The organism is Psychrobacter sp. CMS30 (assembly GCF_904846565.1).
Lineage (GTDB): Bacteria > Pseudomonadota > Gammaproteobacteria > Pseudomonadales > Moraxellaceae > Psychrobacter > Psychrobacter maritimus.
On record NZ_CAJHBF010000033.1, the window covers coordinates 1 to 22,020 of the forward strand.

The following is a 22,020-nucleotide window of genomic DNA, read 5'->3' on the forward strand; positions in this document are numbered from 1 at the left end:
TGCATGTGTGATTGAGCAAGTTGTCTGTTTTTACCGGGGCAAACGTACCAGCACCAACATGTAAGGTGACAAAAGCGGTATTAATACCTTTGGCGGCAAGCTTATCTAACACGAGCTCATCAAAATGTAAGCTGGCGGTCGGTGCCGCGGCGCTGGCAAGTTTGGCGGGGTCATGAAAAACCGTCTGATAACGGGTATTGTCAGTCGCATCGGCGTGGCGCTCAAAGTAGGGCGGAATAGGCAGCTCACCATAACGCTCTAAATCAGGCAAAATAGACGCCTCAAAAGCTAGAATAAATAAGTTATCTTGGCGACCAATCATCACAGCCTGCATATGACCGTCGGCAATCTGCAATCGTTGCCCAAGTTTGGGTGCTTTACTGGCTTTAACATGACAAAGGGCAATATGCTCTTGGCTAACGGTTGCACCGTCTGTCGTTTGTAAATGTAAGGTTGCGCCATCTAAATCTGATAGCTCAACCAAACGCTCAATCAGCACCTCTATCTTACCGCCCGTATCTTTTTGCCCAAACAAGCGCGCTTTCATGACTTTGGTGTCGTTAAAGACGATTAGGTCGCCCGTGTTTAGCAGGTCGGGCAGCTCAGAAAAATGTTTGTCTAAAATCTGATTGTCAGTATTTTCTTGATTGTTTTTAGCTACATATAGCAACTTTGATGCCGAACGCTGCGCCAATGGGTAACGAGCGATTAAGCTGTCTGGCAGCTCATAATCGTAATCATCAACACTAAGATAGTCTAAAACGTCATCGGTCTTATTAATATCTTTATTTAGGTTTTTATCAGTACTGTTGTTGAAGTTTTTGTCGGTATTATTATTGGTCGTATCAGTGAGGTTAATATCTGGGCTTATAGGTTGAGAGTCAGTCATAGTCGGTCTTTCAATAGATAGAAGTTTCGAGGTAATTGTAGCAGAAATGCGGATATGAAAGAACGGTTTCCTAAGCATCAGCCGTTCATAAATGATGAATGGCAAATAAAATAGCCTAAGCAAAAACTTAAGGTATGACAAAGTTATGGCTTTGTTTCCAATAGCTTTGTTTGCAAAGATTTAATGACTTATTCAAATAAATTTAGCTGCGGCAGTATTTGCGTGGCAGGCGTTAACGAAGAAAAAGTGACACCGACAAGCCGGATAGGCAGCAGACGTGGAATATCTAAAAAGAGTTTATCGAGCCAGTAATGAGCAGATTCGGCGCTATCAAAAGCCGTGGATAAGGTGTGCGAACGCGTGACTTGGGTAAAATCGGCGTATTTGATTTTAAGGGTAATGGTATAGGCGACTAGCTGCTTTTTATGTAGCTGCTCAAAAGCATCGGCATTTTGCTCGTATATTTGTAGGCGTAGCTTATCATCATGACTTAAATTGTCTCTAAACGTGGTCTCAGAACCAACCGACTTGTGCGTACGCTGCGATTTAACGGGGCGTTCGTCACGACCATGGGCGATGTCATGATAAAACTGTCCACGTTTACCAAATTCATTGACTAAAACGGCCGCAGGGGTGCGCCGCAGGTCAGCACCGTTACTGATACCCAGTGCATGCAAGCGTTTCGCTGTCGCTTTGCCAATCCCATGAAAACGCTCAATAGGCAATGTACTAATAAACCCATCCGCATCTGCTGGCGTGATCACCGCCGTGCCATTGGGTTTATTAATATCAGAGGCAATCTTGGCGAGCATTTTATTAAAGGACACGCCCGCAGAGGCATTGAGTCCTGTTTGCTCTAAAATTTGCGCCCGTAGCCAATTTGCCATTAGTGTGGCTGAGCCGTGATGTACGCTTAATCCTGTCACATCAAGATAGGCCTCATCCAACGATAATGGCTCAACCTGCGGCGTTAAACTGTGCATAATGCGGCGAATATCTTGACTAACCGCGCGATAGACATCAAAGCGTGGCCTAACAAATATGACATCGGGGCAACGTTTACGAGCTTCATAACAGGACATAGCGGAGCGTACGCCAAACTTACGCACCTCATAACTGGCAGCTGCAACCACTCCGCGACCATTGGGGTCGCCACCGACGACTAACGGCTTGCCGCGTAGCTCAGGAAAATCGCGCTGTTCTACGCTGGCATAAAAAGCATCCATGTCAATGTGAATAATCTTGCGAGGGCTGGGTGTGCTAAGAGCAGTCATAACCACTATTTTACCTGATTTGGCTTCTTAATTTTAGTCTCTGTTATTGGGTATAAAATCGTTTATAAGGAGATGAATACTATTGTTAAAATAAGGCGAGCAGGTAGCGCTAAGCACGATAGTAGGCGTTATCAATGGGATATTTGGCAAAATTAATCAGCTTCATTTAACATTTATCCGAATATTCCTACCGTTTATCGGTAAGAAGTACTTTCGATGTTACAGTTTTGCTGCTATTGTTTTACAATAAAGTATCCAAAGAGGTTAGTGGCTGTTAAATAAGTACGACTTGATGATTTTATTTTTCAGCAGAAATGGATGTTTGTATAGCTCATGTCATGCTCATGGAACGAGCAATGATGCAAGGTATTAGCAGAAAAGCACTGGTTTTTACTGATAGTACAGGACAGTTAGGGAGCTGGATATGAATGGTGAGTTAACAGGGAGCGATTTGACCCGCGCATTACTTAAACGTAGTGATAAACCAATATGGTGTGCGGTTGATGATGAAAGTGATGAACAAGCGATGATGGATCATGATGGTAATGATTTTACCGCCTATATCGTATCATTTAAAGATGGCTACTTTTATTGTAGCTGCGGCACACCTTGGGCATATGCAGTGCCAGTCAAGATAAGTGCAATCACGCAGTGTGAGGTGAACGTTTGAGTAGCATGATAAGTAGTAAATCACCTATATAAAATAGCCTCATATTTAGAGGCTGTTTTTTTTAGAGGCTGTTTTTTTTAGAGGCTATTTTTTTTAGAGGCTATTTTTTTGTCAACAATAAGCGCTTAGTGCATTAGGTTGCATCAGGTTGAGCCATGGGATCGGCGTCAGCAAAGGCTTTTAGCGTGCGACAATGTGCGTCAATCTCGGCGATATTGGGATAAGCATTTAAGTCTACTTTAAAGCGCCGTGCCGACGAGACTTGCGGAATCAAATAGCAATCTGCAAAAGTAGGGCTGTCGCCATAGCAAAATTTCCCACGAGCTTTATCTTGCGCTAAGCGTTTTTCTAACGCTGCAAAACCCTCACTTATCCAGCGATTACACCATTTTATGACTTCATCCTCGTCTACTGATAGCTCATTGCGCAGATACTGTAAAATACGGCGATTGTTAATGGGATGGATATCACAGCCAATCATGGCGCTTAGCGCACGTACCTGCATACGACCGGCAGCGTCTTTAGGCAATAGCGGTGTCTCAGGATAAACCTCTTCTAACCACTCTAAAATAGCTGGGCTTTGAAACAACAGCAAATCATCTGCTTGCAATACAGGAACCAATCCTTGTGGGTTAATGGCTTTAAACGCTGACTCAAGCTGCTGATCTTTTGCCAAGTTAACCGCGATATACTCATACGCTAAACCTTTAAGATTCATCGCGATACGAGTACGATGCGATGTTCCGCTACGAAAGTAACTATATAACTTCATCATTATCAATTCCCTTTATAATGGTAGGTTGTTTGTGTCATAAGTGGTTATAATTATTGATGTCATGCTTATGTTATATAATCCAAATAAGTAATGTTAAGTCGTAATGTTATAAATAGTACTGTTATAAGATTTCCATAAATAACACATTAATAGCGTAGATAACTAATAGAGTAAGCCATCAATTGAACAAGCCACTGATTGAGCAAAACATGCCCGCATCTGAAAACCTAACAGACAATCCTACTAGCAATAAAAACCAAGGTGGCGTGCAGTCACTTGAAATTGGATTGTCAGTATTAGACGTTCTAATCAATCACAACGAGCCTATGATGCTAAAGGATATTGCGCAAAATGTGCAAATGCATCCGGCTAAGTGTCATCGTTATTTGGTCAGTCTTATTCGCAAAAATTATGCGCGGCAGCTGAGCGATGGCCGTTATGGACTTGGCGTGCGCGTTAATGCACTGGCAGCATTGGGGCAGACTGGATTTAATCAAAACAATATCTTGGAGCGGCTAACCCATATCGCCAATGAGATTAAAGACACGCTACACTGCGGCGTGCAAATTGCCAAATGGTTTAGCGAAGGTCCAATTATCATTCAATCGGTTGAGCCAGATAGCCCTATCAGCATCATCACTCGTATCGGTTCACGTATGCCGCTAACAACGTCGGCGACAGGGCAATTATTTGCCAGCTATCAGCCAGATGCCGTTATCGAGCCATTGGTGAAGGCTGAATGGCGTATAGAAGATAAAGCAGTCATCGCAGAAAAGTGGCAGCACTTTAACCAGATGCAAGCCAAGATTCGTACCCAAGGCTATGCTACGGTCACTGGCGATATGCTGATGGGGATTAATGCCATTACCATTCCAGTGATTGTGCCTCAATCCGCTCAGTCCGCTACCAATGACAAGTTATCTGTTAATAACCAATCATCTTTTGATAATTTGCCATTAGAATATGCCATTACTGTCATTGGTACTACCGAGCAGTTGCCGATGAGTGAGCAACATAACGTGGTTGAGCAAATACTGGCAATCGCGCAGCGTTATCAAATAGCGTAGCCAAGACTCGCTACTTAACTTAGCTACTTAACTTCTTAATAAAGTAAAATTTAACCATCCAATAAATTAACGCTATTACTCACCGGCAGGCGCGACTTCTCGTGCTTGCGCCAGTTCCTCTGCATGTAAAAACTGAGTATGAGCGGGTGCACGCTTGGTACGCGACCATTCTTCTAACATCTCATATTTCATCTCTTCAGTAATCATCGAGACCTTTTCTTCTGAGGTAATATCATCGTAGGTGAGCTCCATACGATGGCCATTAGGATCAAAGAAATAGATAGAATGGAAGATACCGTGATTGGTCACACCGACCACGTCAATACCATTTGCTTCTAAATGCTTTTTTGCGGCCATTAAGGCATCACGGTCTTTTACTTTCATGGCTAAATGTTGCACCCAGTTTGGCGTATTGGGGTCAAAGCCCATTTCCGGTTGATTGGGCACTTCAAAAAACGCCAAGACATTGCCATTACCGGCATCTAAAAACACATGCATATAAGGGTCAAAGGCTTTGGTTGAAGGTACGTGGTCTTCAGCAAATGCTAAGATGAAATCCATATTGAGGTATTTTTTATACCATTCAACGGTTTCTTTAGCATCCTTGCAGCGATAGGCTACATGATGGATTTTTTCAATTTTAAAACTCATATCAAACTCCTTTTGATAAAGCGTGCTACTTAATAAGCTGTCAAACCTGTATTAAACTAAATGGTGATAATTGTCCGACAGCCTAAGTAATTTTTTTACGCCTGTTTTATTTGTAAGTGCTTTATATGCTAGAACTATTTGTCAAAATCAAAGCTAAGCGCAGGCAAGACCTTACCGCGTACTTCACCAAAGCCAACACGAATGCCGTCTTTTTCGCTATAGCCTTTCATAATCACGGTATCGCCATCTTCGATAAAGCTGCGTGTCTCGCCGCCTTTTAAAGTGACAGGTTTGGTCGCATTCCAAGCAATCTCTAACATCGAGCCATAAGAATCTGGCGTCGGTCCTGAAATCGTCCCTGAGCCCATCATATCGCCGACTTCTACTTTACAGCCCGTGATGGTGTGGTGGGTTAGCTGCTGCGCCATTGACCAATACATATATTTAAAGTTGGTCTCACAAACCACCGTTGCTTCGTCTGCACTTTCAGGCAATAACTCGACTGATAAAGTGATATCAAAGCTGCTATCAGAGGCTTTTTCATTGAGATAAGCCAGTGGTTTTGGCTCTTGCGTTGGGCATGAGGTTTTAAAGGGTGCTAAAGCATCCATAGACACAATCCAAGGCGATACTTCATAAGCAAAGGTTTTAGCATTAAAAGGACCTAAAGGCACGTATTCCCATTTTTGGATATCACGGGCTGACCAATCATTAAGTAGTACCATGCCAAAGATATGATCCGCGGCTTCATCGACTGCAATCGGTTGACCGATATTATTGCCTTTACCGACGACAAAGGCGGTTTCAAGTTCAAAATCCAAACGCTTACAAGGCGAGAAAATAGGACGGTCATCAGCATTGGGTTTTAGCTGACCCGATGGGCGTATCACATCCGTACCACTAACGATAACGGTGCTGGCGCGTCCGTTATAACCGACTGGCATTTCAGTCCAGTTAGGCAGTAGGGCGTTATTTGGGTCACGGAACATAGTGCCAACGTTGGTCGCATGCTCTTTAGAAGAATAAAAGTCCGTAAAACCGGGCACTTGCACCGGCAGATGCATGGTGACGTCTGCTTGCTTAAACAGGGCTTTTTGCTGCAAGTCTGCATTGTCGCGCAAGGTATCATTATCAGCAGACAGTAGCATTTGAATGGCTGTGCGCGCCTTGGTCCAGTTTTCGCGACCAGAATCAATAAAGGCGTTTAGGGTTGGCTGATCAAAATATGGGCCGCCAGCCAAACTTAACAACCCTTCTGCTTCGAGTACCGATAAGTCTAAAACGTGCTCACCGATAGCAACGCCAGCGCGACGGTTGTTATTACCAGCAGCGTCTTTGGTTTCGCTAAAAATGCCATAAGGTAGGTTATGAATAGAAAAGTCAGAATCAGTGGCGATATCGATAAATGAGGTGAGGTTTTTGTCAATCGTTGACATGGGGAAGCTCCTTGCTAAAGCGTATATTGAATTACGTTATAATTAACTACTTACGTATAATGTAATTTATAGCCAAACAGATTGCAAGGTTTTTTTGTGCAGTGTTTTTTAGAGAATAAGAGAACATCAGGCATAAAAAAAGGCTGAGCAATAACTCAGCCTTTTTATTCACATAATTTTTATGAAATCGCGTTAGATGATTAGTCTTTTAAGACGTCGACCATCGCATTGGCAACATAATCGATATTACTGCTGTTTAAGCCGGCAACACACATACGCGAGTTCGATACCATGTAGATACCAAACTTACTTTGGAGTTTTTCAACCTGTTCAGGCGTTAAACCTGTAAAGCTAAACATGCCGTTTTGCTCAGTTAAGTAATCGAAGTTGCGATCAGAGATTTTTTCTTCCAATACTGATTTGAGCTTTAAGCGCATGGCTTTGATACGGTCACGCATCGCATAAACTTCGCCAACCCATTGCTCATGCAGCGCTTCGTCGTTCATGACGATATCGACCACACGACCGCCATGTGATGGTGGGCTTGAGTAGATGCGACGTACGGTTGCATTTAGTTGACCAAAAACGCGCTCAGTTTCGTCTACTGTTGGGCAAACGACCGATAAACCGCCGACACGCTCGCCATATAGCGATAAGTTTTTAGAGAATGAGTTGCTGACAAACAGTGGCAGACCCATATCGACGGCTTTACGAATCGCGTAAGCATCGCTGTCCATATCTTCGCCAAAGCCTTGGTAAGCGATGTCCATAAATGGAATCAGCTCACGCGCTTGAATGACGTTTAGGACGGTATCCCACTGCTCACGAGTCAAGTCCATACCGGTTGGGTTATGGCAGCAAGGGTGCAATAAGATGACGTCATCTTTATTTAAAGTCTCAAAAAAAGCAATCATCTCATCAAATTTGATGCTGCTGGTCGCTTTGTCGTAGTACGGATATTTACCGACTTCGACGTCAGAGCCTTCAAAGATAGCAATGTGGTTGCCCCACGTTGGGTCGCTGACGTAGCACTTAGACTGCGGGAACCATTCATGGATAAATTCTGCGCCCACTTTTAACGCACCAGAACCACCGATAGTGGCGATGGTCGCCACCAAACCGTCTTGTAATATTTGAGCGTCTTTACCAAACAGCAATTCCTGACAACCTTTACGGTGTCCGGGTAAGCCGGCCATTGGCAAGTAAGGACGAGGAGAGATTGGGTCGGCAATACGCTGCTCAGCCGTTTTGACACACTCAAGGACGGGCAATTTGCCATCCTCATCATAATAAACGCCCACGCCTAAATTGACTTTATCTGGGTTGGTGTCGGCGGCAAACTTGTCCATCAATCCTAAGATCGGGTCACCGGCATAATAATCGATACGTTCAAACATTTTTTTTCCTTACAAGGGAGATGAGTTAAGGCGTTAAAAAGCATAAACCAGTTTGGCGATTAACTCAACGTTAGATTCAGCGATACTGATTAATTAACGCATTTTTTTGTTTATTGGCAAATTTTTGGACAGATTTTAGCCTTTGCCAAACTTAAGTAATGAGTTGGTTAAAGGAGGCTTAAATACACTTAAATACTCTGTAAGTCATCAAAGTGACTGGCAAAGTAAGATTGCAAGAATTGTTTAAAGGCAATGCTGGCGGGTGATAATGCCCGTGACGAGCGTTGGTAAATAAAAAAGCGGCGCATTTTGACCGGTTGTGCCAAGGGGCGCATCTGTAAGCCATTGGCGCTTACCCAATCTATCACCTCCGGCATATAAGGCAAGCACAAGGTAATACCAAAACCTTGGCGGGTCATCTCAAGGGCGGTGGACATAAAGTTGACTTTATAGCGCGCTTGCTGGATATGGCTGGCAATACTTTCATCAAGCTCGGCGGTCACCTGCTCAATAAATGGCCCTTGCAAGGTAATAAGCGGAATGTCTACCAAGTCTTGCCAGACGACCTCTGATTTTTGCGCCAGCGCATGGCTATCAGGCATCACCACACAAAACGGCAGCTGATATAACAAATCGGCGCTGATGTCATCCTCAGATTCCATAAAGCCAAGTTCAGTCCCGACGCCCAAATCTACCTCGATGTTTTGAATGTGTTCTAAAACATTTTCAGCTGAACAATCAAGCAAAGACACGCTAATATCTGGATATTCTTTAGCAAACTGGGCAATAACCGCTGGCATGGAGGAAGCGGCAAATTGCGACACCGCAAGCCTAACCTGACCTTGCGCCAAACTTGTCAAACTACTGGCTTCATTTTCAAACAGCTGCATCTCATTTAAGATACGCCGCGCTTGTGGCAATAAATGATGCCCGACAACGGACAAAGAAAGCTGGCGTGTGGTGCGATCAAACAACACGATACCGAGGCTAGATTCTAGCTCTTTAATCAAACCACTGACGGCAGATTGGGTTAAATGCATCTGCTCACTGGCACGGGTAAAACTGCCATTGTCGGCAACGCTGATAAAAGCGGTCAATTGGCGAATACTGATATTCATAAGCAAACCTGATAAATAAATCAAAAAATACGATTAGTCTTATAAATCAAGCTAATCTAATATAAATGCATCGTCAATAAGAATTATTGATTGAAGTTATTTTTTAGCATTATATTTTTACTGTTTTTTATACCACCAATTGAAATTAAGGATGATTACAATGGCCGATTTATTTGAAAACCCAATGGGATTGCAAGGGTTTGACTTTGTTGAATTCGCCTCACCTCAACCACAAGCTGTTGTAGAGTTATTTGAGCAGCTGGGTTTTACCCATGTGGCCAATCACCGCTCAAAAGACGTGGCGTTATACCGTCAAGGTGATATCAACCTTATCATCAATCGTGAGCCAAAAAGCCAAGCCAGTTATTTCGTTGAAGAACATGGCGCTGGGGCTTGTAGCATGGGTTTTCGCGTCAAGGATTCTAAAAAAGCCTATGAGCTGGCGATTGAAAAAGGCGCGCAGCCAGTAGATGTGCCAACAGGGGTGATGGAATTAAGACTGCCTGCTATCAAAGGCATTGGCGGCTCTCTCATCTATTTGATTGACCGTTTTAAAGACGGCGAGTCTATCTATGATGTCGATTTTGAATTCTTACCAGACGTTGACAGACGCCCTGTAGGTTATGGCTTTAAAGTCATCGACCATTTAACGCATAACGTTTACCGCGGCCGTATGGCGTATTGGGCAAACTTCTATGAGCGCATCTTTAACTTCCGTGAAATCCGTTATTTTGATATCAAAGGCGAGTACACCGGCCTGACCAGTAAAGCGATGACCGCCCCTGATGGCAAAATCCGTATCCCGTTAAATGAAGAGTCTAAGCACGGCGGCGGCCAAATCGAAGAATATTTGATGCACTTTAACGGTGAAGGTATTCAGCATATTGCCTTAGCCAGTGATGATTTATTTGCCAGTATCGATAAGCTAAAAGCTGCCGGCATTCCATTGATGACCGCACCAAACGCGGCCTACTATGACATGCTAAGCGAGCGTTTACCAAACCACGGCGAGAATGTCTCTGAGCTGCAGATGCGCGGTATCTTGCTAGATGGCACCACTGAGGGTGGAAAACCACGTCTACTGCTACAGATTTTCTCTGAAACTATCTTGGGTAGCCCAGTATTCTTTGAGTTTATCCAACGTAAAGGCGATTACGAAGAAGGCTTTGGTGAAGGTAACTTTAAAGCCCTGTTTGAGTCTATCGAGCGTGACCAAGTCCGTCGCGGCGCGATTAGTCAGTCAGAGACCGAAACGCCGTAACTTAGTTCAACACCGTAACTTAGTTTAAAGTTTATCTGTTAGCGCTGATATACAAATGCTTATGTATCCATGCTTATATATCAGTGCTCACAATAAGATCAGTGCTCAGAACAAGAAAATGGACAAGACGAAAGGATAACGTCTTGTCTTCATTAACCCTCATTATTACGACAGTCACTTTAAAGTATCGGTTCAGTTTAACTAAGATTAATTGAGTTTAACTGAGGCGGTTTTAAGACAAGTTAATGATGCAAGGTTAATGTAACCCACGGTAATAAAAGGAATACAGGCATGGAACGCCTATCACAGACAACGTCTCATAGTAAAACCGTCAGTACCAATAGTGTGGTTTTAACACCGCGAGCAGCTGATGGATCTCATCACGACCATTCAACTCATATAAAGCAGCCTTACGTCTCGCGTCAGCCAGACAGTCAGGGGCATATTCATTATAGTACCGATGAAAATGCCATGTGGCTGGCGCTGCTTGAACGTCAAGCCACGCAAATACCCAATCGTGCCTGCTCAGCCTATCTAGATGGCCTTAAAAAACTGAACTTGCCATCGACGCATATCCCGCAACTACATGATATCGATGAGGTGTTGCAAGCGACGACTGGCTGGCAAACCGCGGCGGTTCCTGCGCTTATCAGCTTTGGTAAGTTTTTTAAGCTGTTGGCAAATAAATCCTTCCCTGTGGCGACCTTTATCCGTCGCTTCGAAGACATGGACTATATCGAAGAGCCTGATATCTTTCATGAAATCGTTGGCCATTGTCCGCTGCTGACCCATCCTGCGTTTGCCGCTTTTAATGAGACGTATGGCCAGCTGGGTTTGAATGCCAGTAAAGAAGAAAGGTGGTTTTTAGCACGACTTTATTGGTTTACCATCGAGTTTGGCTTGGTTGGTAGTCGTCCTGACAATCGTCGTATCTATGGCGGCGGTATTTTAAGTTCGCCTTCTGAAACCCTTTATGCGCTGAGTGGTACTTCGGATAAGCAAGCAGAACATCAGCAGTCCCAATGTCAGCCACAATCTCAATACGAGCAAACCCATTACCAACAACCCGAATATAGAGCGTTTGACTTGCTTGATGTGTTACGTACGCCTTATCGCATTGATCATATTCAGCCGATTTATTATGTGATTGATGATTTGAATACGCTGTTCGATATTGTCGATAGCGATATCATGGGGATGGTCAAGCAAGCGATGTCACTAGGATTGTTTGAACCCACTTATGCGGTAAAAAACTCCTAAACGATTGACGGAAAAACTTAGTAGTATTTAAGAGGTTGCACTATTTATATGGTTTAGTACTAATGGTTTAGCACTGAAGTAATAGCGTCAACATGGACGTTCGTTTATTAAAAAGTAATAGTTAACATAAAAGGAAATTATAATGACTACATTATCACAAGCCAGCTGTGAAGCCTGCCGTATCGGCGCACCGACCGTTGACGATACGGAAGCACGCGAGCTATTAACACAAATTCCTGAGTGGTCGCTGATTGAAGTCGATGGCATCAAGCAACTACAGCGCCAGTATAAATTCAAAAACTTTGTCACAGCAATGGCATTTGCCAACGAGCTTGCTGAGATCTCTGAAGCAGAAGGGCATCATCCGGGTATCTTGGTAGAGTGGGGCAAGGCCACCGTCACTTGGTGGTCACATAGCATTAAAGGTCTGCATCGCAATGATTTTGTCATGGCCGCTAAGACCGATAGCCTACTGGGTAAGTGATGAGGGTAGCAATAATCATTGCAACTCATTAAACTTGTCCAACCCAAAGCCAACCCCAACGCCAGAATCCACTGGCAAGCTAAGGATGTGTGATGCCGCCAAAAATACTAACCCAAATTTCACCGCAACTGGCGTTTATGATTTCTGCCATTGTCATCGCCATCATGGGCGTTACCATGATTGGCTTTGGCTGGGTGCCGCATTTATCATTAATACTCGCTATCTGTGTGCTACTGGCCATCGGTCTGTTCAAAGGTTTAAGCTTCGATGATATGCAAGCGCAAATGGCGTCTGGCGTCATGCGCGGTATCGGTGCGATTTACTTATTCTTTTTTATTGGCTTGATGGTCGCCGCCTTGATGATGTCTGGTGCTATTCCGACCCTGATGTATTTTGGTTTTCAGCTGATATCGCCAGAGTATTATTATATCTCAGCCTTTGTATTGACCTCTATTATCGGTATTGCTTTGGGCAGTAGTTTGACCACTGGCGCCACACTTGGCGTGGCTTTCATAGGGATGAGCAATGCCTTCGATGCCAATGTGGCGATTGCCGCTGGTGCAGTGGTATCAGGAGCGTTTTTTGGTGATAAAATGTCGCCATTATCCGATACTTGTACCATTGCCTCATCGGTTGTGGGTATTGATTTGTTTGAGCATATTCGCAATATGATGTATACCACTGTACCGGCGTGGATACTGACGGTGATATTGTTCTGGTTTTTCTCTGGGCAAACGGCTGGCTCTGACTTAAGTCAAGTGAGGGTGCTGCAAGGACAATTAATCGAAAGTGGTTTGGTACATGGTTATGCCGTATTGCCTTTCGTCGTGCTAGTAGGACTGGCGATATTTCGCGTCAATGCCATTTATACCATCATCTGTACTATCGCTGCGGCATTGATTATTACTTACTTACACAGCTCGCCAAGCTTTGGTCAGTTGGGTGGTTATCTGTTTGCAGGTTATGCCCCTGCTGAGTCATCAGAGCTGGGCGAGGTAGGTGGTATGCTATCGCGCGGCGGTGTCCAAAGCATGTTCTTTACCCAAGCGATTGTGATATTGGCGCTCAGTCTTGGTGGCTTGCTGACGGCATTGGGTATTTTGCCAGCATTATTATCAGGTATTAAAGACAATTTAACGACAGCAGGGCGTGCTATTTTTGCTGCTGCCATGTCGGCTTTAAGCATCAACGTACTTATTGGTGAGCAGTACTTGAGTATCTTATTATCAGGAACCGCCTTCCGAACGACGTTCGAGCGTTTAAACTTACACCCAAAAAACCTATCGCGTACCATTGAAGATGCCGGCACAGTGATTAATCCATTGGTACCTTGGAGTGTGTGCGGCGTGTTTATCAGCCAAGCGTTGGGCGTTCCCGTGCTTGATTATCTGCCTTATGCCTTCTTCTGTTATTTATCGCTACTATTAACGATATTATTTGGCTTTACAGGGATAACCATCACGCGTAAAGATGGCACCAATGTCCGTAAGCACCAAAAAGCACAAGTTGCTAATTAACGATAGGCTATTTTAAAATAAATTGAGCTAGCATTAGCGGTCTAAAAAACCACTCTAACCCGATTAGAGTGGTTTTTTTTGGGCAATTTGAACCATTAAACGATATATCTAAAAGTGGCTGAATAAGAGATAATAGGTTATATAGATTTCTAATCACTAAATAAACAAGAAATGTGCATTTAGACACTACTAACGCTTTGTAGTAGCAGTAATCTTATACATTTTACTTAAATAAAAAGGCAGTCCTGCATGACTCATAATAATCCATATAACCTGATACCCTTGCAACCTACGGGCAGAAATGAGACCAATACTGCCAATACTTATTCACCTGAAGACATGATTACCATTTACGAGCAGCAGTTTTTGACCGAAGTGCCAGAAGATAAACTCACAGAGTTTTTGCCTTTTTTAAAAGCTTTTTATGATATTGATAACCATACCTTAGATGTCAGCGCCATTATTTTCGATGCGATTGCTGACTCTTGCATTATTTATAATCATAAAGTCAAAGCTGGGCGTTATGAGATATTAGAAGGATTGGTAAAAGAAGATATTGAAGCAGACGCAAGCGAAGTAGAGAGCGAAAGCGCTGAAGAGGAACAAGTACAAGCCTATACCCTAGAGTGTAAGCGTACTTTTTTTATTAATGATATAGAGATGCCTTATCATTTTAATTTATTTATCCATGGCGATAGTTATTCTACCTTGACCAAAAGAGATAGCTTGTTAGAAAAAATGTATTGGTTTGTCAGTGACAGCTTTGATGAGCAGTTATTAGATAACTCTGATGCTACAGAGAGCTTGGAATCTATTAATGAGCAATTGGCAAGCTTGGGTATTCGAGAAATGGATCTGACCACCATCCATGAGCTAGTGGACTATATAGAAGACAGCCTCATAGATGACGCCATGGCAGATGCGGTTAATAAGTTGTTGGATGAAGCCGAGTAGCATTGAATATATCGTTTACTGTTAAAAAACAACCACGCTAAGCTAATTAGCGTGGTTTTTTTGATAGGACAGCCAATTTTAAATAACAGGCAATAAAAAACCCTCGTAATGAACTGACCCCCAAATGTTGGACGGTTTAGTTTATAACAAGGACTGAGTTCTGTATTGCACAGGACTCAGTCCTTTTAATTTAAGTTGAATACGCTCATGATTATAATAATGCATATACTCATGAATCTGTTTCTCTAACTGCTCAATAGTTTTCGGTTTCTCAATATAAATCGTCTCGCACTTCAGCGTACCGAAGAACCCCTCCATCAGTGCATTATCTAAGCAGTTGCCTTTTCTGCTCATACTTTGCTTAATGCCATGCTGTTTAAGCGTCGTGCTAAACGGTTTCATTTGATAATGCCACCCTTGATCTGAATGCAGCATTAATCTCTTACCACGGCACGCCTTTGTCTTATCTAAAGCACTAGCTAGCATCTTACCAACTAAGTCATAAGTGGGTCTCTTTGAGAGCGTATAGGTGATGATCTCATTGTTATAACAATCAAGTATGGGTGACAAATACAGCTTATCATCACCCACCTTAAACTCAGTAATATCGGTCAGCCAGCGCTTATTTGGTTTATCTGCATGAAACTGGCGCTTTAAATAGTTCTTCGCAATCTTGCCTTGTTGTCCTTTGTAAGATCGGTACTTCTGACGTCTTATCTTTGCGCTAAGCTTCATGTTACGCATCAGCTTAGCGATGAGCTTATGGTTATGATAAACCCCTAACTGCTTTAGCGCGGCCGTGACTCTACGATAACCATACCTGCCTTTATGCTTGTGGTATATCTGAGCAATATGATGTTTTAAGTCTGCATATTTGTCTTTAACATCAAACTGACACCTATGGTAGTAAAAGACACTCTTAGCCATCTTAGCGATGTTTAGCAAAGCAGATAAAGGGTGCTCTTGTCTTAGTCCTTCGATGAGCCTTGCTTTTTCAAAGCTTGTTTCTTCTTCTGTTTGAGCAAGGCATCCAGCTTTTTTAGGTAGGCGTTCTCCGCACGTAGGTACTCATTCTCACGCTTAAGCTCTGCTAGCGTCTTTTCATCATCTGGCTTGTCTGTAATAAAGGGTTTACTCATGGCGGTTCTACCTTTAGGTTTGGATATTAGTCCAGACATACCATAAAGCCGATACGCTTTGTGCCAGTGGCTAATTAAGGCCGGTGAGCTGATGTTAAACGTTAGAGCGACCTCGGATTGACTTAATCCTTCCTTAAGCATGGTCGTAATCACGTGATGTTTAAACTCACTGCTGTATTTGGCCTTACTTGTCTTTGGCTTAATGGCATCTATGCCACCGCTTTGGTATTGTTTAACCCATTTTTGTACAAGTTTCGAATCTACTTTAAACTTCTCACTTGTGGCAAGTCCGGTATGTCCTTGCCGATAGTATGCGATGACTTTTATCTTAAAGTCTAGGTCGTAATGCATAAAAATACCCCATAAGTTGTGTCCAACTTATGGGGTTCAGTTCATAATCGATAGATTGGCGAGGGTTTCGTATATTGAACCAGTGGTTGGAACAGGTATAGGGGGTTAATTCATTGATTAAAGACCATCCTAAATTCTTTATGGTATTAGTCTTAGTTACACCCCGTTTGTTTTAAATGAAATTGGGGTTTTTTTAGTAATTTTACTCGTATTCTTTACAAATCCAATTGTGTTTGCTTTCAGTTCACAAGCTATCTTATAGATTACTATAGTCAGTTCACAATAAAATAAATACAGCCCATATCCTGAAATAGCTTAGGCAGATTATTCTCCATCCACCCTTGGCGTAGAAACTTAGCTTGAGCCCATTTCTTTTCAATGGGGTTTAGATCAGGACTGTAGGGTGGCAGCCATAGAATACGATGGCCGTGCCTGTTCAGTAATTTTTTAATACGCTTGCTCTTATGAAAGCGGGCATTATCCATAACGATCACGCATTTAGTCTTGAGACTTGGAATAAGCGTATATTTGCACCAGTCATAAAATATATGGCTGTTGATATTTTGTTCAAAGTAATCAAGCGCAAACAGCATCTTTTTATACAAAGCACCGATGACATTAGTGCGCTTTTTTGCTTGCCAGTTGAAGCTGTCGATACAGGGTTTGCCTATCGGTGAGTATCCGTAAGGTCTTATAGTTTCAGCCTCAAAGCCGCTCTCATCCATATACACAATGGGATAGCCTTGCTGTGTAAAGCTATCAAGCTTACTCTGATACGACGCTCTTTTTATCAGGCAGGCTTTTGGATGCTCTAAGGTCTTTTTTTTGACTGATACCTAGGCGTTTTAAAGCGTTGTGCATGCCGCTCTTACTACAGTTGAATCGCCTAGCTCGCTCATACAAATAGTCATCTGGATGTTGTTCAACGTCTTTTAAGAGTGCTTCATTCGGTATTTTAGTCGGTGGTTTATTCCGGGTTTGTTTGATACTTGAATCTTTGAGCCAGCGCTGTAATGCGGTTTTGCTAATATTATAAAAAGTACAAGCCTGACGGATACTCATATCTTTGCTTTTGACACTTTTAATCACTTGTGCTCGAAAATCTGCTGAATAGGTCATTTGTTATTCTGCCATTTCGTTTGTTTTAAAACAATTGTATCTTATTTAATAAGAACTTACTATAGTATAGGTAATTTTGTTTACAGTTGAGTGAGATGGTAACTACATCGAATAAAAAGTAATTGATATTATATTCAATTTATCAAGATTTGACTGTCTTGAAATAACATAAATAACCTCTAAACCTATCTTTGAGTTTCGTCTGTACTTGAGCGCCCATCTATTGTCGAGGTTTTCTCGAGTCAGATACAAGAGATGAAAGTATCTTTTTATGGTGGCAGTAAAGTATTTTATAAGATTGGGCGCTAAACTTATCTTATTTAGACAATAAAGATTTAACTATTTGAATTTAAAAGGTTTAAGGGTGTATTTGATTATTGTTTGCAACTCTATATGAACCGTGCTAGCTTTGATATTATCAATCATATATATATCAGGAGTACATAATGAGTCAGCGTCAGAACTTCGTCAACAACCGATACGTTAAGTCACATAGCTCAGTTAACTTCGATTTAATTGATCCAACGACAGGAGAGAGTATTGGTAAGTCTCCAATCTCCAATAAACAAGACGTCGAGGAAGCATACGCTGCAGCCGAAGCTGCTACAGCCACATGGGGACGTACGACTCCTTCAGACCGGCAAGCAGCAATGCTAAAGATTGCTGATGCTCTAGAGGCACGTCGTGATGATCTAGTAGAGGCTCAAGTGCGTAATACTGGCCAGCCAAAGTATTTGGTTGCTTCGGAGGAAGTAGATACTGGTATTGACCAATTAAGATTCTTTGCGGGTGCTGCGCGTATGCTCAATGGTGCTCCATCAGGCGAGTACTTGGAAGGCTTCAATTCGGCACTTCGTCGCGAACCGATCGGCGTTGTTGGGCAGATTACCCCATGGAACTATCCGATTATGATGGCAATATGGAAGATAGGGCCTGCGCTTGCAGCCGGAAACACGATTGTTCTAAAGCCGTCAGATACTACGCCCGATTCCACGCTATTGATGGCGGAGATTGCAGCAGAGTTTCTGCCCGAAGGTACGTTTAACGTCGTACTAGGTGATGGCGAGACCGGTGCTTTAATATCAAGCTCGAAGGTACCTGGGCTGGTGGCAATTACTGGTTCCGTACAAGCGGGTATGGCAGTCGCTGCAGCTGCAGCGAAGAATCTGACTAGAGTGCATTTGGAGTTGGGTGGTAAGGCTCCGTGCGTAGTCTTTGATGATGCTGACCTTGACGCCGCCGCTACGAATCTCGCTGAGACTGGTTTTTTCAACGCCGGTCAGGACTGTACGTCATCTACCCGAATCCTCGTTCAGGAATCCGTCCATGATGACTTCCTCGCTAAGCTAGTCAAGGCCGCCGAAGCCACGACTTACGGAACACCTGAGAAAGAAGATATTCTATACGGGCCTCTCAATAACGCAAGCCAACTTGAGCGGATTGAGGGTTTATTAGAGCGTCTGCCTGACCATGCTACGATAATGACTGGGGGTAAGCAGGCTAAAGATATGTCAGGTTTTTTCTTCGAGCCTACCGTGGTCGATGGTTTGCGTCAGGACGACGAGGTCATTCAGGACGAAATTTTTGGACCCGTTATAACTGTGCAGACGTTCTCGACGGAAGAAGAGGCGGTACGCATGTCCAACGACGTGGAGTACGGTCTAGCATCTTCAGTATGGACGAAGGATCATGCTAGAGCGTTGCGAGTATCGCGAGACTTAGATTTCGGATGTGTCTGGATCAACTGCCATATCCCCCTTGTCGCAGAGATGCCCCACGGTGGCTTTAAAAACTCTGGCTACGGCAAGGATTTGTCTAGGTACGGTGTAGAAGAGTACACCCGACTCAAGCATGTCATGAGTTCGATGGAATAACTGCAAATGTAATATAGAATATTATATAGAAGGAGAAAATCGACATGACGGACAGGACTGATATTCGTGAACTTGTGGTTACTGCTGACCGAGAACTATTTACCGAACACGATGTGACTACTCTAGATCGAAACTTTTCACCCGATTATATCGAGCATTCACCGCTCGTTGCTAATGGGCTGCAAGGTTTAAGAGACCTTGTTGCTGGCGCTCCCGATATGCGCCATGACGTGGCACGTGTATTAGTAGATGAGGCTAAAGGGTTGGTCGCCTTCCACGGCTCGTACCCAGGGCTAGATTCAGATGAGTTGTACGTCGGCTTTGACATTTACCGAGTAGCAGGCGGCAAGATTGTTGAACACTGGGATGGGCTTGTGACCGAGACACCTCCCAATGAGTCTGGACACACACAGTTAGACGGACCGACTGAAATAGATAGGTCAGCGGACACTGAGGCTAATCGTGCACTTGCGAAGAAGGTGTGGCACACTTTCCTACATGAGCAAGATTACCAATCTATGATTGAATTTGCTCGACCAGATGGCACGTTCACGCAGCACTCCGGTGATATCGCTGATGGTGTTACGAACATGATTGAGTTTTTGGAGAAGCTGAAACAAGACACCGGCGCACTGACCTATGATACATTGCATCGTACTGTTGCCGACGGTAACTTTGTATTGACACATTCTGAAGGCTCTATCGGCGGTGAGCGCCATTCGTTCTGCGAGCTGTGGCGTATTGAGGATGGTCACATGGTTGAGTTGTGGGATGCGATTGCGCCTGTGCTACCCGATAATGAGCTCGCGCATCGCCATGGCGCGTTTACCTCGACGGAATCCTAAGAGCAGGCGTTCATTTGAGGCAAATAGAATGATGGAGGTGAGTACGCTTGTGTAATCACCTCTTTTCTGATGCCGCTCTTTTTCAAGAACGTAGTGTATTAAGTTTCTTCTGATCGATAGAGTCTAGTTAGTATCGAGAATTAGCATTTTAATTAAAGCTCCAGAAAACGGTTTCCTCATAGATCGTAACTTTAATCATATATCCAGTGTTTAATATTCGACCAAGAATTGTAATACAAATCGCTTAAAAGCGGTTTTTAGTAAATAGTATATGGTTCAATTAATTTGAAAATAATAATATCAAACAGATGTGGTCGAAGAGTTTTATCCCATGGAGACAGAGGATAATAGCAGTCAGCAAAGCTTTAATAATGGTATTGCTACGCACAGCGTCAGTAATATCGAGCAAGGCTTGCGCAAAAGTGTGACGGCGGTAAGTTAAACCTATCAAGACAGATAGGTGACATAAAAAGGAGCTGATCATTCAGCTCCTTTTTTATTGCTTCAAACAAGACTAAAGGACGGAGCGTATAGGATGCCGTAAAAAAATATGGGACTCCCTAACTGTATGAGAGGAAACGTTCTCATTCACTTATAAGGAGCAAATCATGGAAAATATAAATTCAACTTTACCAGTCATTGAGCAATGTAATCATATTCCACAATTACTGAGCATTAAGGATGTTGGTAGTTATACCGGTCTTAGTCGTTCTACGATCTATGAGATGATTAACGAGAAGTCTGATCGTTATGATCCGACATTCCCAAGGAAGGTTCCGCTTACACAGGTAAGGGTAGTGTGGGTAGCGAGTGAAATCGCAGAATGGATTAATACTAAGATTGCGGCACGTACAGCGTAGATTTATCGAACTGTCCTAACTCTAAAGATTAGGACAGTTTATTTTTTGTCTTTAGCACAACTGTTGCAAACTGTTCGATACAAAAAAAGGTGTTTAAAAGTCATGTAGATTGAAGGTTTCAAATAAATTATTTATAGCTAGTATTGATTCTTTATATCTGAGTATAATCATTCTATTTTTACCCTACAAAAGTAAGTAACACATTATATTCTGTCGAGCGTGTTAGCTCGTTTAAAATAAATTGGAGTGACACCATGTTTCGTAATCCTGCTAACAAAAACTACCTTGAAGCACAAACTCTGATTGGTGTGGATTATCTTAATGGTAATGGTATTACTCAAGACTACAATAAAGCTATGGAATGGTTTGAAAAAGCGGCAAGCGAAAACTATCCTCCTGCTCAAGAAAAACTTGGATGCATGTATAATAATGGTCATGGTGTTCATCAAAATTATAGTCAAGCGTTTAAGTGGTTCCAAAAATCTGCCAATCAAGGCTATGATGAAGGACAGGTCAGTCTTGCATTAATGTATAGCGATGGTATCAGCATCCAACAAGATCATACTAAAGCACTTGAATGGTTTCAAAAAGCCGCTAAGCAAGGTAATGATGTTGCTCAATACAATCTTGATTTGCTGTGTAAAAAAGAAGGCAATATAACTCAAGTTGATAACGCTAATCTGTCATATTCAAAATCAGCTGTTCAAAATAGTACTCCCTCAACCCCTTTATCAGAAAAGAGTATTCTTACCTCCATAGCGGCTGCTTTTACAGATACAGATACAGACTCTGAATCTGGTGGAGAGCTAACAATTCCCTTCCAAAAATTCTTTTATGACTACTTCCATGATGAGTCTGGTTCATACCCAGAAAACACAGGTGGTGGTGTTTGGTTCACTGAAAATATGGATTTTAGTGAGAGAGAAAAGTTTTTCAATAAAGTGATTAAGGTTCAGCAAAAATATGATAATAGATTCGATCTTTACTGTTCAGACTTTGTAATTGATACCACAATCACTAAAAACTTTGGTGCGGGTGTTTTTGTAAGTGCGGGTGGCTATTTTAATCTAAAGTACTTA

At 42.8% G+C, this 22,020-nt stretch carries 22 protein-coding genes; 11 read left to right on the top strand and 11 right to left on the bottom strand.

The annotated features are described in order from the left end of the window. The coding region (locus JMX94_RS12470) for an S-adenosylmethionine:tRNA ribosyltransferase-isomerase (RefSeq protein ID WP_201565863.1) at positions 1-889 on the bottom strand (889 nt) is incomplete at its 3' end. 188 nt (positions 890-1,077) lie between these two features. After that, positions 1,078-2,163, bottom strand: coding sequence for a DNA polymerase IV (gene dinB, locus JMX94_RS12475; protein WP_201565865.1), 1,086 nt, complete (start codon positions 2,161-2,163; stop codon positions 1,078-1,080). 424 nt (positions 2,164-2,587) lie between these two features. Here dinB and JMX94_RS12480 point away from each other — a divergent pair, with 424 nt between their 5' ends. Beyond that, entirely contained in the window at positions 2,588-2,833 is a 246-nt protein-coding gene (locus tag JMX94_RS12480) for a hypothetical protein (RefSeq protein WP_201565867.1), read from the top strand. A gap of 133 nt (positions 2,834-2,966) precedes the next feature. Here JMX94_RS12480 and maiA read toward each other — a convergent pair whose 3' ends face one another. Continuing rightward, entirely contained in the window at positions 2,967-3,605 is a 639-nt protein-coding gene (gene maiA / locus JMX94_RS12485; protein ID WP_201565885.1) for a maleylacetoacetate isomerase, read from the bottom strand. 212 nt (positions 3,606-3,817) lie between these two features. Here maiA and JMX94_RS12490 point away from each other — a divergent pair, with 212 nt between their 5' ends. Next, positions 3,818-4,675: an IclR family transcriptional regulator gene (locus tag JMX94_RS12490; protein ID WP_201565869.1), complete on the top strand. Its 858-nt coding sequence runs from the start codon at positions 3,818-3,820 to the stop codon at positions 4,673-4,675. A 75-nt stretch (positions 4,676-4,750) separates the two neighbouring features. Here the strand turns inward: JMX94_RS12490 and JMX94_RS12495 are convergent, their stop codons facing one another. From JMX94_RS12495 to JMX94_RS12510, 4 genes are all read right to left on the bottom strand, one after another. Further along, positions 4,751-5,326 carry a VOC family protein gene (locus tag JMX94_RS12495; RefSeq protein WP_193007454.1) on the bottom strand — a complete coding sequence of 192 codons (576 nt, stop codon included), beginning with the start codon at positions 5,324-5,326 and terminating at the stop codon, positions 4,751-4,753. Between the two features lie 134 nt (positions 5,327-5,460). Beyond that, positions 5,461-6,762: a fumarylacetoacetase gene (gene fahA / locus JMX94_RS12500; RefSeq protein WP_201565871.1), complete on the bottom strand. Its 1,302-nt coding sequence runs from the start codon at positions 6,760-6,762 to the stop codon at positions 5,461-5,463. Positions 6,763-6,962: 200 nt separating this feature from the next. Then, positions 6,963-8,159, bottom strand: coding sequence for an amino acid aminotransferase (locus JMX94_RS12505; RefSeq protein WP_201565873.1), 1,197 nt, complete (start codon positions 8,157-8,159; stop codon positions 6,963-6,965). A gap of 188 nt (positions 8,160-8,347) precedes the next feature. After that, a complete protein-coding gene (locus JMX94_RS12510) occupies positions 8,348-9,277 on the bottom strand; it encodes a LysR family transcriptional regulator (RefSeq protein WP_201532053.1) in 930 nt (309 codons plus the stop codon). Positions 9,278-9,437: 160 nt separating this feature from the next. Between JMX94_RS12510 and hppD the strand changes: the two genes are divergently transcribed. The 5 genes from hppD (at position 9,438) to JMX94_RS12535 (ending at position 14,753) form a co-directional block, all read left to right on the top strand. Then, entirely contained in the window at positions 9,438-10,538 is a 1,101-nt protein-coding gene (gene hppD / locus JMX94_RS12515; protein ID WP_201565874.1) for a 4-hydroxyphenylpyruvate dioxygenase, read from the top strand. 291 nt (positions 10,539-10,829) lie between these two features. Beyond that, positions 10,830-11,798: a phenylalanine 4-monooxygenase gene (locus JMX94_RS12520; RefSeq protein WP_227673646.1), complete on the top strand. Its 969-nt coding sequence runs from the start codon at positions 10,830-10,832 to the stop codon at positions 11,796-11,798. A 142-nt stretch (positions 11,799-11,940) separates the two neighbouring features. Beyond that, positions 11,941-12,282, top strand: coding sequence for a 4a-hydroxytetrahydrobiopterin dehydratase (locus JMX94_RS12525; protein ID WP_201565875.1), 342 nt, complete (start codon positions 11,941-11,943; stop codon positions 12,280-12,282). 92 nt (positions 12,283-12,374) lie between these two features. Beyond that, a complete protein-coding gene (nhaC, locus tag JMX94_RS12530; RefSeq protein ID WP_201565876.1) occupies positions 12,375-13,799 on the top strand; it encodes a Na+/H+ antiporter NhaC in 1,425 nt (474 codons plus the stop codon). 249 nt (positions 13,800-14,048) lie between these two features. Further along, complete coding sequence (locus tag JMX94_RS12535) at positions 14,049-14,753, top strand: hypothetical protein (protein ID WP_201565877.1); 705 nt, start codon at positions 14,049-14,051, stop codon at positions 14,751-14,753. A 141-nt stretch (positions 14,754-14,894) separates the two neighbouring features. Here JMX94_RS12535 and JMX94_RS12540 read toward each other — a convergent pair whose 3' ends face one another. The 4 genes from JMX94_RS12540 to JMX94_RS13360 all read right to left on the bottom strand — a co-directional run bounded on the left by JMX94_RS12540 (position 14,895) and on the right by JMX94_RS13360 (position 17,362). Then, a complete protein-coding gene (locus JMX94_RS12540; protein WP_201564806.1) occupies positions 14,895-15,734 on the bottom strand; it encodes an IS3 family transposase in 840 nt (279 codons plus the stop codon). Continuing rightward, on the bottom strand, positions 15,722-16,243 hold the full coding sequence (locus JMX94_RS12545) for a helix-turn-helix domain-containing protein (protein ID WP_201564789.1): 522 nt from the start codon (positions 16,241-16,243) through the stop codon (positions 15,722-15,724). Before JMX94_RS12545 ends, JMX94_RS12540 begins: the two co-directional genes overlap by 13 nt. 272 nt (positions 16,244-16,515) lie before the next feature. After that, entirely contained in the window at positions 16,516-17,037 is a 522-nt protein-coding gene (locus JMX94_RS13355) for an IS630 family transposase (RefSeq protein WP_374220422.1), read from the bottom strand. Then, positions 17,009-17,362 carry an IS630 transposase-related protein gene (locus JMX94_RS13360; protein ID WP_227673647.1) on the bottom strand — a complete coding sequence of 118 codons (354 nt, stop codon included), beginning with the start codon at positions 17,360-17,362 and terminating at the stop codon, positions 17,009-17,011. The genes JMX94_RS13355 and JMX94_RS13360 overlap by 29 nt, the downstream gene beginning before the upstream one ends. Before the next feature lie 446 nt (positions 17,363-17,808). Between JMX94_RS13360 and JMX94_RS12555 the strand changes: the two genes are divergently transcribed. The 4 genes from JMX94_RS12555 to JMX94_RS12570 form a co-directional block, all read left to right on the top strand. Then, positions 17,809-19,236, top strand: a complete 1,428-nt coding sequence (locus tag JMX94_RS12555) for an aminobutyraldehyde dehydrogenase (RefSeq protein WP_201565878.1) — start codon at positions 17,809-17,811, stop codon at positions 19,234-19,236. A 44-nt stretch (positions 19,237-19,280) separates the two neighbouring features. Beyond that, on the top strand, positions 19,281-20,081 hold the full coding sequence (locus JMX94_RS12560) for a nuclear transport factor 2 family protein (RefSeq protein ID WP_201565879.1): 801 nt from the start codon (positions 19,281-19,283) through the stop codon (positions 20,079-20,081). 608 nt (positions 20,082-20,689) lie between these two features. After that, positions 20,690-20,941 carry an AlpA family transcriptional regulator gene (locus JMX94_RS12565; RefSeq protein ID WP_201565881.1) on the top strand — a complete coding sequence of 84 codons (252 nt, stop codon included), beginning with the start codon at positions 20,690-20,692 and terminating at the stop codon, positions 20,939-20,941. 254 nt (positions 20,942-21,195) lie between these two features. After that, on the top strand, positions 21,196-22,020 hold an 825-nt coding region (locus JMX94_RS12570), incomplete at its 3' end, for a tetratricopeptide repeat protein (protein ID WP_201565883.1).